Here is a 10,994-nt window from a genome sequence, read left to right as displayed (position 1 = left end):
CCGCCGGTGGTGGCGATGCCTTCGACGAGGTATTTCTGGCCGAAGCAGAACACGATGAACAACGGGATGATCGACAGCACGCTCATCGCGAACATCGGACCATAGGAGGACTGGGACTGCGCGTCGATGAACGTACGCAGGGCGATCGGCACCGTGTACATCCTGGGCTTGGTCAGGTAGATCAGCTGGCTGAAGAAATCGTTCCACGTCCACATGAACGTGAACACCGCGGTCGTACCGATCGCAGGCTTCATCAACGGCAGCAGCACCTGGAAGAAGATCCTCGCATGCCCCGCACCGTCGATCTTCGCCGCCTCGTCCAGATCCCTGGGAAGCCCGCGCACGAACTGGTAGAACAGGAACGTGAAGAACCCGTCCATCGCCAAAAACTTCGGCAGCACCAACGGCACGAACGTGTTCACCAGACCCAGGTTGTTCCAGATGATGTACTGCGGGATGATCACCACATGGATCGGCACCATCAGCATCAACAGCATGAACCCGAACATGAGCCCCCGGAACCGGAAGTTCAAACGCGCGAACGCGTACGCCGCCATCGAACACGTCACGATGTTGCCCACGATCGCGAAGCACACGATCAGCAGCGAGTTCAGGAAGTACCGGGTGAACGGGTACGTCAGCGCGTTCCACCCGTCCGAATAGTTGCTCCACAACGGGTCCGACACCCACAAACCCATGTTCGTGAAGATCTCGTCCGGCCGACGCAGGCTCGAGGCGACCATCCACAGGATCGGGTACAGCATCAGCAGCGCGAACACGAGCACCACCACCTGCTTGACCACCTGCAAGACCACCCGGCGGGTCCTGCCCTCGTCCCGGCGCTCGACCACCGGCGCCTTCGCGATCTCCGGATCCGACGCGTTCACGCCCGCGACCCCCACGTTGGAGGAAACATTCGAAGCGGTTGCATCACTCATCACAATCACACCTTTCCCTAGCAAGCATTCCCGTACCGACTCAGTCGTCGTAGTGGACCCAGTACCTCGACACGGCGAAGTTCACCAGCGTGAACACCGCCACGATCAGCACCAGGATCCACGCCATCGCCGCCGCGTACCCCATCTTCATCTGACCGAACCCCTGCGTATACAAATACAGCGTATAGAACAGGGTGCTGTCCGACGGGCCGCCCGTGCCGCCCGACACGATGAACGCCTGCGTGAACGTCTGGAAACTGTTGATGATGCTCATCACCAGATTGAAGAACACGATCGGAGACAGCATCGGCAGCGTGATCGACACGAACTGCCGCCACCTGCCCGCACCATCCACCGAGGCCGCCTCGTACAACTCACGCGGGATCTGACGCAGGCCCGCCAGGAAGATCACCATCGGGCTACCGAACTGCCAGATATGCAGCACGATCAGCGTCCAGTTCGCCGTCGCCGGATTCGCCACCCACGACTGCGTGAGCCCCAAACCGAACACGTTCATGAACCGGTTGAACAGACCGTCCGCACCGAACACCATCTTCCACAACACCGCGATAGCAACCGAACCACCCATCATGCTAGGCAGGTAGAACGCCGAACGGTAGAACGTGAGCCCCCGCATGCCACGATCCAGCACCACCGCCAGGGCGAGCGCGGCCAGCAGCTGGAGCGGGACCGAGACGATCACGTACGTGAACGTCACCTGCAGGGAATGCAGATACCTGGTGTCCTTCATCAGGTTCGCGAAATTCTGCACCCCGATGAACCTCGGGCTCGTGAGCATGTTGTACTTCGTGAACGACAGATACACCGACACGACCATCGGCAACAACGACAGGCACACCGCGCCCACGATCCACGGGGCAAGGAACGCGTACGCGGGCCTGTTGTCCGTATACGAATCATGCTTCCCCCGGTTCCTCACCAACGACGCAAACTCAGCAGCATAACTCATGCCACCACACCTCCCCAACGATCAGACGACACACTCATCGGATATTCCTTTCCCGTCATTGGAATGGAGAACGTCCCAGCCGGCGGCTCCCTCGTCGGAACCACAAAAAGTGAACGTTCACTTTTAAGTCGATCATAGACTACTTATATCAAACCGTCAAATCAGGTCATCAGCCAAGTCGTGCGGGGCGGAGCCATGGAAAGGCGTCCTTCGGAAGAAACGTACATCCCACGGCATCGCCCCGCAACTATTTCACCGATCGGCATTGCATTAGTCGCCATATATAGCGACGCCGCCGAGCACGATCACACCTCGCGAAGAACCGCTACGTCCCAAGATCCCAAGTGCACATGGCCCGACGAGGCGCGAACATCGCCGTCCAGCCGCTCGCAAGGCAGCGGGAGATCGCACTCCGCATGATTCCACCCCCAGTTGAACAGGAAGTGCAGCCGATCGCCATGCTGGTTCACGCCCGAGCAATGCGAAACGGACTTCCCCAACCCAATCCATCGGCGCGAAGGGGAATCCGACAGTGAACGATCACGAATCATGCCAAACACCGATGAGGCCAGAGCTTCATTCGGTACGCCGGCGACTGTCCACACGCCGCCGCGCCCATGCCGGGACAGCGTCACCATGGGAAACCTGCCGAAGAACGGATGATCGGACCGCATTATGGTCTCAGCGCCTTCGGTGTCATTCACGCGCAAACAATCAATCCAATCAACCATCGCGGCGTCATCCGGCAGTTCCGCCTCCCGATCGACTGGCCCCACAGGCAGCGGATGCGAGAGATTCGAGAACTCCTGATACGTCACTCCCGACAGATCGCACAGGCCGGAAGGCTTGACTTCCGTCCGCGCACGCGCCAACGGATCCGCATACAGGCTGCGCGGGCCGAGGACCAGACAACCTCCCGCATTCACGTAATCGCGCAGCCACTGCAGCAACGCGTCCGAGGCAACGTATTGCCCGGCGCAGACCAAAACCGGTCGTCTCTTCGCGAACGCCGCCGCATCCTCAAACCGTTCACCCTGCTCAAGTTGCGCATCATATACGACGTCAACCTGAAGCCCCGCCATGAAGGCACCGCGATAGAACGCCTCGACGATCGAATCATACGAACGCGGATTGCGCGCCACATGTGCGTCGGTGGCGTCGACGGACGTATGCGGCTCATATTCCAACGCCCAGCGGGACTCCGGCGAGTACAGCAGCGCCATATCACAATCCGGGCGCAGACCCGAAACCGCGTCGCCAAGCTCATGCAATTCACGACCAAGCGCCGAAATCTGTTCGTACACCCGGCCGGGAATGCGATCGTGCGGCAGGATTCCACCCCAATATGTTTCCGTACCGTAATGCAGCTGCTGCCAATGCCAGTATTCAATCAACGATGCACCGCGCGCGATGAACTGCCAAGCCGCCTGACGCCACTGACCGTCGTAACCAGGAATATTGTCGGCGGCACCGCCGATCGGCCCTCCGTCGGTCTCCAGCACTTGGAACGGCTCATGCTTCAGACCATATGAACGATCCGCCTTCAGAGACAAACCCCACGGCCCAAAGCTGCTTATTGCGGGCGTTTCCGTTGACGGCGCATGCATCAGCAGTGCATCCTGCATGGTGAAGTACAGATCCACTCCGGGAACGTTCACATGCTTCACGGAACGAGCCTCGTCCAGAGCCGCCCGGCCCAAAGCGTAATTGACCGTCACGAATTGCTCCGGTCTGCGGAGCGCATCGATCTCCCTGCGTTGCCATGCCAGCAGCTCATCGGTCAGTCCGGCCTGATATCTGCGCCATTCGATGTCGTACTGCGGCTGGCGATTGTCATTCGGTTCCCACAGATCGTCCCATGTGGACAGCTCATGGGACCAATACGTCAATCCCCATTGCGCATTCAGCCGCTCCACGGAACCATAGCGCCTGCGCAACCAGTCCTTGAAGCCTTCGAACTCATCCGGCGAATAGTTCAGATGCAGCCCTGGCTCATTATGCAACTGCCAGCCGATCACCGCCGGATGGTCAGCATACCGTTCGACGATCGCCCGCGTCACGCGCGACGCGTAATAGCGGAATACGGGATGGCTCAGGCTGTGCTCTTCCCTACCGCCGAACGGCCGTCGTCGCCCGTCGCGATCCGCCATGGCCACTTCCGGATACTTGCGGGCCATCCACATGGGTATGGCAAACGTCGGCAACCCCACGATCGCCGATACGCCGGCACCATGCAGTTCGTCCAGAATCGGTTCCAGCCAATCCAAGGAAAACATGCCATCCTCCGGCTCCCAATGGGACCAGCTGCCTTCCCCCACACGGACCACGGAAAAGCCGGCGTTCTTCATCTGGCGAACATCCTCTTCCAGACGCTCCGACGGCTGGTATTCCTCATAGAACGCCGCGCCGAACAGTACCCGATCCTTGAACCATGTCGAATCGTTCATATCCACCTCATCGTCGATATCGCAATTGTCGGTCATCACTGGCGAGACGACATTCCAGAATTGTCGAATCACAAAGTGAACGTTCACATTCTAAACTAGCGGAAATTCCCTTGTCAAACGTGTCGCAGCGAAAGAAAAGAAGTCCGCGTCGCTCCCCCAACTGCCCCGATGCATCAGCACGACCACGTCACCGTCGCCGCTCACATGAGCAAATTGAAGTCGTGCAACACTAGATGTCTTCAAGGAAACCTCATGCGCCCGCCGCTCAAAGTCACGCCATTGCACACGCTCAGATGCACATTCATGTGAACGTTCTATCAGACAATAGGAGATACGGCATTCCCCACATAGTCAACGGCACACACAGTTTCACGCATCCGAAGCATCGCAGGGCAAAACTCACACTCACGAAGAGATCACACTCGACTCGCGCACGATCAACCGCGGATGAGTGTGCGCGACACGGGCAGCCGAACCGCCACCCTGTACCATGTCGATCGCCATGGACACCGCCGTTTTACCGACCTCGTCAAGGCCCTGGTCCACCGTGGTCAACGTCGGTAACGAGAACTCCCCCATGTCCGTATTGTCGTAGCCGACCACCCGCACGTCGTCGGGCACCGCGAATCCGCGATCGTGCAGAGCACGGATCACGCCAACCGCCACATGGTCGTTGGCGGCAAGAATCCCGTACGAGACGTCATCCGCAAAGTTATCCGCGATTTTCATTCCAGCCTCATATCCGGAACGGCCATCCCAACCGCCTTCGTACAGGCGTCCGGCACGCAGACCGAATCTGGACTGTGCCTCGTTCCACGCCTCAATGCGCAACTCGGTTGAGATCCATCCGCGCACGCCGGAAACATGGTCCACACGCTGCACGCCCTGTTCGGCCAGATGGCGTATCGCGGCTTCCACTCCATCCCGCTCGCCGTAGTCAATGACCGACACGCCGTCCGTCCGAACGGATTCGGAGACGCCGACCTCCACGATCGGCATATCCACCGCAAGCTTGATCGTCGGCTCCACCCATGTCTGAGTTGCGAGAACGATCACCACACTGACGCCATACCCCAGCAGACGTCCCGCGGCTTCCGCCACGCTCTGCCTCCCCTGCCCGTTCAGGAACACGATCTGCAACATGTAATCGGTATTCGCGACGGCGCGCTCAATGGCCCACAGCACACTTGAAGGGCCGGAGGAACCGGTGTTGGGCAGCAGTACGCCGATGATTTTGGCCTTGTTGCTTTTCAACGCGCGCGCGTACTGATTGCGGTGATATCCAGTCAGACGGATAGCTTCCTCCACAGCCTTCAGCGTCTTCTCCCTCACTGTTTCCGGCTGATTGAGCACACGGGACACGGTCTGATGGGAGACTCCGGCCACCCGCGCCACGTCCTTGATGGACACCGACCTTCCACGCTCCTGCTGTGCCATATCGTCTCCTCTTCCCAATGCGCTTCCTCGTTGAACGTTCACATCATTGTACCGCTTGATGGCGCGGACTACTGTTGATCACATGGCAATGCGGATGCAGACCACTCAAACCATGCATGCGATGCAAATGACGCATGTGGAGCACGGATTCGGCCCGGTGTGGGACGCCCACTCGCGGGTGCTGGTGCTCGGGTCGATGCCGAGTCCGAAATCCCGGGACGCGGGCTTCTACTATATGCACCGGTTCAACCGGTTCTGGCCGGTCATGGCGGCGATCTTCCGCGACGATTCGTGCCTGCCCGCTACCGACTCGACTGCCGGCTCGGCTTGGCCGTCCAGTCCGGACGAGATCGCCGAGCTCGTGAAAGCGCGACGGACGTTCGCGCTGCGCCACGGCTTGGCGCTGTGGGACGTGATCGCCTCCTGCGACATCGCGGGCGCAAGCGACGCCAGCATTCGCAACGCGGTGCCGAACGACATCCCTTCGATCGTGCGCGGCTCCGGCATAACGCATGTGTTCACCACAGGTGCCAAGGCCGCACAGCTCTACCGCCGTCTGGTCGCGCCGATGATGGCATCGGCCGGACTGGACGGCGTTGCCCTCACGACGCTACCGTCCACGAGTCCGGCCAACGCGGGGATGTCGCTGGACCGGCTGATCGAGGCATATCGGCCGATCGCCGCCGTCTCCTGACAAACTTTCGGGGGTATTTCCGCCGCCTGGCCCGGCATTGCAACGCTCGCTGCGGAAATCATGCCGAAAATTTGTCCAGATCGCGGACCGCGTCACGGACCATGTCACACGCCACGTCACGCCCGCAGCGCGTCGGCGACGGCCCAGACCACGCCGGCCACATGCCGCAGTTCGGCCTCGCGGCTCACCTCGCGCCACACATCGGCGTAGTGCTCGAACCATATCTCCAGCGATTCGGCGGCGGCATCCCGATCGGGAGCCCCGGGAACGCCGGCGAGCGCGGCGAAGGCGTCATCGATCACCCGCCGGCCTTCGAGGGACGTCCAGATCGCCCCACGTGTGCGGGCATCGGCACAGCCGGACCTGGCAAGATCGGCGCCCACGGCCAGACGAGCCGCGTCGAACCGGGCGCGTGCGGCCGGATAGTCGGCGAACCGGGACGCAAACCGATCGTCCGCAATCAGCGCCCGCACGTAACGATCCCGCGCCTCCAGACCGTCCGCGCATTGGGACAGCGGCCGTTCGCGGATCACCGGATTGGCGGCCAGGCGCGCGTCCACGAACCGGGCGACCTCATCGTTCAGCGGCGCGCGGACGGCTGCGGAACCCCCGCCGCCGAGTTCCCCGCCATCACCCGCGGACACGTCGCCGCCCGGCACCAGCTCGGCATAGCGGACCATCGCGCCCCAGTCGAGCGCGCCGCACTCCCCCGCAGCTACGTAGTCGCCGATCAGCCGGCCGGCAGGATCGCCGTATTCCAATCGGGAGATGGCCTCGCTCATGACATCGAACGCGGCATCTTCATCGCGGCCATCGCAAGCCCCACCGCCCGTCCATGCGGCGTCGGCGGCCGCGATCATGCCGGGCACGGACAACCGCGAATCGTTGATGTGCCCGAAATCGCCCCAGTCGGTGACCATGAATCCGACCGCCCCATACTTCCGGCCGCATCGGGCGAGCCGCGTGACGTTGAGCCACGCGTCGCGCAGCCCGGGCACGAGACGGTCCCACGTCCACAGGCCGGCGCACACGATCTGTCGGGCGCCCGAGCGCGCCACAAGCGCCACCTTGTCCTCCGGCACGTCGGGCTCGTACAGCCAGTTGAGCAGGGTCACGTCCTTGGGAAGACGCTTCAGAATGGCGGGGTTCTCGATCGCCACATCGGCCCAGATCATCGGCGCGCGGCCCGATGCGGTGGCATGCGCGCACAGGTCGGCAACGTAGTCGGCGTACAGCGCGTCCTTGCCGACGCGGGTTGCGAGCGCCGCGGTCGCGCCCCGGCCCAGATCGAAGGTCTCGTCGGCGCACAGGTTGACCGATCGCGATCGGAACAGCGGCGCGTATTCGTCGATCATGGCCTTCACCACCCGACGGGATTGCGGTTCGGCGGCGTTGATGGTGTGGTGCTGGAGGCGTTCGATCAGGCTGTGCGGGCGGCCCGCCTGCCCGGGGAATTCGCCGAGCGCGCGCAGCTTCCGGGTGCGCATGGCCTTGTACATGTGACCGAAGGTGGACAGCGACGGCACGAAGTCGATGCCCAGCCGCGCGCAGTGCTCGTCCAGTTCGATCAGATCGGTGGCAGCGATCGGGTTTGCGCCGCGCCACATCTCGCTCAGACCGTCGAAGGCGAACGAGTGCTCCACGTAGAGCTGGAACTGGTTGACCTTGTACAGGGCGAGCTTGTCCGCGAAGGCCTTGAGCCAATCGAGCGTGGGGACCCGGCCTCGCGCCACGTCGAGGTAATATACGCGGGTGGCGTAGGCCGGGCGGTCCTCGATGCGCACTTCCGGCAGCACGGGCGCGCATTGGCGGATGAGCTGGCGCAGGGTCTGCACGCCATAGCGCAGGCCTTCGAAGCCACCCGCCGTGATGGCGATGCCCGGCCGGCCACAGTGGCCTTTGCAATCCGCTGTCTCCCCGTCGGCCGTGACGATGAGCGTGTAGCCGTTCGCGGGCAGATCGGCGCTCCCCGCGTCGATCGCAAGTGTGATAAAGCCATCCGATCGGGGCGATCGCGCGATATCCCAGCGCAGTCCCGCGGTCTCGCGCAGATCGTCGATGATCTGCATGACCGGCACCGATCGCACAGCCGAGTCGGCGGCATCGGCGGGGAAGCATTCCACGACGCTTGCGGTCAGCGGCAGCGCCACCCGGCCGGCTCCCCATGCCACCTTCGCCGGTCTTGGCAGCAGCACCGGCTCCGAGCCTTCCGGCGCGTACGAAGATCCACATCCACCGCCCATTGCGAACCTCCCTGTTCTTTTTTGCGGCCATCGAGCACCACGACCATACCATACCAAACCGGCCGGGCGGTCGCCGACGCCCTGCTCTGACAAACTTTCGAGGGCATTTCCGCCGCCGGGTCCGTCATGGCAACGATCCGCGCGGAAATCATGCCGAAAGTTTGCCAAGACCGCACCGAGACCGAAGCCCCCTCTTCTTACAGGAACCGCGCCAGAAAGCCGATATACAACGTGATGGCAAACGGGGATTGGAACACCTCGTCGTCACCATGCCCGCCATATTCCGGATACCAGGAGACCACATTGGAATCGCCTATCGCCTTGCGCATCGATCTTTCCATGACAGGCGTCATGTCCCAATTGACCATCATGTCGTTCTGCGCATGCGTCAGCAGCATAGGCGCACTATGAACGTTCACATGGGCGAGCGGACTGGCGTCCCAAGCCTGCTCGCGGGTATAACCCGCTCCCAAAAAACCGGCGATGAAATCATGATCGTCGAACTTGCGCCATGCGGTCAAATCGCTGATCCCGTAGCTGGACAGCACTGCGGAGACCCGACTCGATACCTGCGCACAGCCCATGGATGGATCCTCATAGCCGGCGTTCTCCGCGGTCACGCCAAGGAACTGGCACAGATGCCCGCCCGAGGAAGAACCATACGCCGCGATGCGAGCGGGGTTCACGCCCCACTCGCCAGCATGCGCGCGCAGGTAGCGGATCGCGGCCTTGCAATCGAGAATCTGCGCGGGCCATGTCGCCGCATCAGTAAGCCGATAGTTCACGAACGCAAGCGCATAGCCCGCAGACAACATGGCGGAGAAGATCGGACGGTCCATGACGGAGATCTCCTCACCTCGAGCAAAGTTGCCTTGCTCCCACCCACCGCCGTGAACGTACACCACTAGCGGCCATCCGTCGTGCGGCGCGTCCCCGTTCGGCGTGACCACGTATAGCAGATGAGCATCCAGCGAATCGCCGTCCACGTATTGCCTCTGCCCATGAACCTGAACCATGTCCGCACTCCTTTGTCAGACCGATGCCTTCGCCGCCGCAGTCCATGGTACCTGCAACGCCATCCGACCGCTACGCAACAGCCGTAACGGCGGCAGTGGCATAGGCGTCGATCAGCGCGCGCCGCTCCCCTTCGGTGATCGGCAGGATCGAGCCATGGCGCTTGAGCATGACGCCCAGATCGACGCCGTCGAGGGCATGCCAGTCAGCAGGGTCGGAGCTGCCCGGGTCCGCCGTACAGTACAGAAGGCATCCCTGATGCGGCGCAAGGCCGTCCGCCATGAATCCGTACGGCATGGCGCGCCCGTTGAATTCGGGAACGTCATCCTCGTTGAACCTAAAGAATTCCGGCCCCTCGCAACGGACAGGGAATCCCGCCAGTTCGCCGATCGCCCCCACATACGCCCATTCGTCCGGCCCGGCATTGCGGTCAAACGGCCCGAACGATACGGCATACGGGTTGCGTGAACGTTCTATACGCCCGTCCGCGTACGCCCGGTACCACCAATCCCCGATGCGCATCATCGTGGCGTCGATGGCCAACGTGTCGCGGTCCACCCATTTGACCGGCTCACTGAACGAGACGAAATCACGCGTGGTGGCGTAGTACATGCAGTAAGGACTGTCAGGATGAATGGTGTCGACGGTGGTGTACGTGGTCCAATAGACCATGAATTCCTGCCGTTCCGCAATCCATGCGGCTTCAGGCGCCCATGCGGAGGAACCGCCGGGAATGGAACCGGCCACATCGACGCGCCGCGGACCGTCCCAATGGGTCAGGTCACGTCCCTCGTACACCATGATGTGCGTGCTGCAACCCTTCTCCGCCACTTCCTGCCCACAATGCGCGGTGTTGCGCGTGAACGTACACAGGTCGGAGGCGACCATAATGACGGCTTTCCCGTTCGGATCCCGGGGATCCCGCAGCAAGTATGGGTCGCGCATGCCACGGTCGCCAACATGCGACACGAATATGGGGTCGCCTTGCGGGCGAAGGTCCCGCCAGATTCTGGCGTCCCCGCTGAGGGCGAAGTAGATCTGTTCGTTGGTGGGATTGCGGTCCGCGGCGGTGGTTTCCACGCCGGTGAAATGGGCAAACAAATACGCGGAATATGACTTGTTGTTCATGATGTTCCAATTTCGTTCAACGATGGCGTGATGATGGCGTGATGAATGAAAGGACGTGATGGCTGCGCGGAGCGACGTACACGATGGACGCCAGTGCTGCGAGGCGGAGCCAGGGGCAATCCC

General features: G+C 61.9%; 8 protein-coding genes. 1 reads left to right on the top strand and 7 read right to left on the bottom strand.

The features are described 5' to 3' along the window. The 4 genes from AC1AZA_RS10420 to AC1AZA_RS10405 all read right to left on the bottom strand — a co-directional run. The coding region (locus tag AC1AZA_RS10420; protein WP_476514588.1) for a carbohydrate ABC transporter permease at window positions 1–938 on the bottom strand (938 nt) is incomplete at its 3' end. A gap of 40 nt (window positions 939–978) precedes the next feature. After that, complete coding sequence (locus tag AC1AZA_RS10415; protein ID WP_476514587.1) at window positions 979–1,908, bottom strand: carbohydrate ABC transporter permease; 930 nt, start codon at window positions 1,906–1,908, stop codon at window positions 979–981. Between the two features lie 305 nt (window positions 1,909–2,213). Then, on the bottom strand, window positions 2,214–4,442 hold the full coding sequence (locus AC1AZA_RS10410) for a beta-galactosidase (protein ID WP_476514586.1): 2,229 nt from the start codon (window positions 4,440–4,442) through the stop codon (window positions 2,214–2,216). Window positions 4,443–4,760: 318 nt separating this feature from the next. After that, on the bottom strand, window positions 4,761–5,792 hold the full coding sequence (locus AC1AZA_RS10405) for a LacI family DNA-binding transcriptional regulator (RefSeq protein WP_476514585.1): 1,032 nt from the start codon (window positions 5,790–5,792) through the stop codon (window positions 4,761–4,763). A gap of 127 nt (window positions 5,793–5,919) precedes the next feature. On the opposite strand from AC1AZA_RS10405, the gene AC1AZA_RS10400 reads away from it, so the two are divergent. After that, window positions 5,920–6,486, top strand: a complete 567-nt coding sequence (locus tag AC1AZA_RS10400) for a uracil-DNA glycosylase family protein (RefSeq protein ID WP_476514589.1) — start codon at window positions 5,920–5,922, stop codon at window positions 6,484–6,486. Window positions 6,487–6,602: 116 nt separating this feature from the next. Here the strand turns inward: AC1AZA_RS10400 and AC1AZA_RS10395 are convergent, their stop codons facing one another. The 3 genes from AC1AZA_RS10395 to AC1AZA_RS10385 all read right to left on the bottom strand — a co-directional run bounded on the left by AC1AZA_RS10395 (window position 6,603) and on the right by AC1AZA_RS10385 (window position 10,871). Next, window positions 6,603–8,729, bottom strand: coding sequence for a glycoside hydrolase family 20 zincin-like fold domain-containing protein (locus AC1AZA_RS10395; protein WP_476514584.1), 2,127 nt, complete (start codon window positions 8,727–8,729; stop codon window positions 6,603–6,605). 197 nt (window positions 8,730–8,926) lie between these two features. After that, window positions 8,927–9,715: an alpha/beta hydrolase fold domain-containing protein gene (locus AC1AZA_RS10390; RefSeq protein WP_476514583.1), complete on the bottom strand. Its 789-nt coding sequence runs from the start codon at window positions 9,713–9,715 to the stop codon at window positions 8,927–8,929. A 100-nt stretch (window positions 9,716–9,815) separates the two neighbouring features. Beyond that, window positions 9,816–10,871: a glycoside hydrolase family 43 protein gene (locus tag AC1AZA_RS10385; RefSeq protein WP_476514582.1), complete on the bottom strand. Its 1,056-nt coding sequence runs from the start codon at window positions 10,869–10,871 to the stop codon at window positions 9,816–9,818. Between the last annotated feature and the right edge of the window lie 123 nt (window positions 10,872–10,994).

This window comes from Bifidobacterium sp. LH_389 (assembly GCF_056357235.1).
Note: the sequence above shows the minus strand (reverse complement) of the source record. Positions and strands in the feature narration are given on the sequence as shown.

Coding starts and splice junctions, on each gene's coding strand:
- AC1AZA_RS10415 (WP_476514587.1), bottom strand. CDS start 1,908: ATGAGTTATGCTGCTGAGTTTGCGTCGTTGGTGAGGAACCGGGGGAAG.
- AC1AZA_RS10395 (WP_476514584.1), bottom strand. CDS start 8,729: ATGGGCGGTGGATGTGGATCTTCGTACGCGCCGGAAGGCTCGGAGCCG.
- AC1AZA_RS10400 (WP_476514589.1), top strand. CDS start 5,920: ATGACGCATGTGGAGCACGGATTCGGCCCGGTGTGGGACGCCCACTCG.
- AC1AZA_RS10385 (WP_476514582.1), bottom strand. CDS start 10,871: ATGAACAACAAGTCATATTCCGCGTATTTGTTTGCCCATTTCACCGGC.
- AC1AZA_RS10405 (WP_476514585.1), bottom strand. CDS start 5,792: ATGGCACAGCAGGAGCGTGGAAGGTCGGTGTCCATCAAGGACGTGGCG.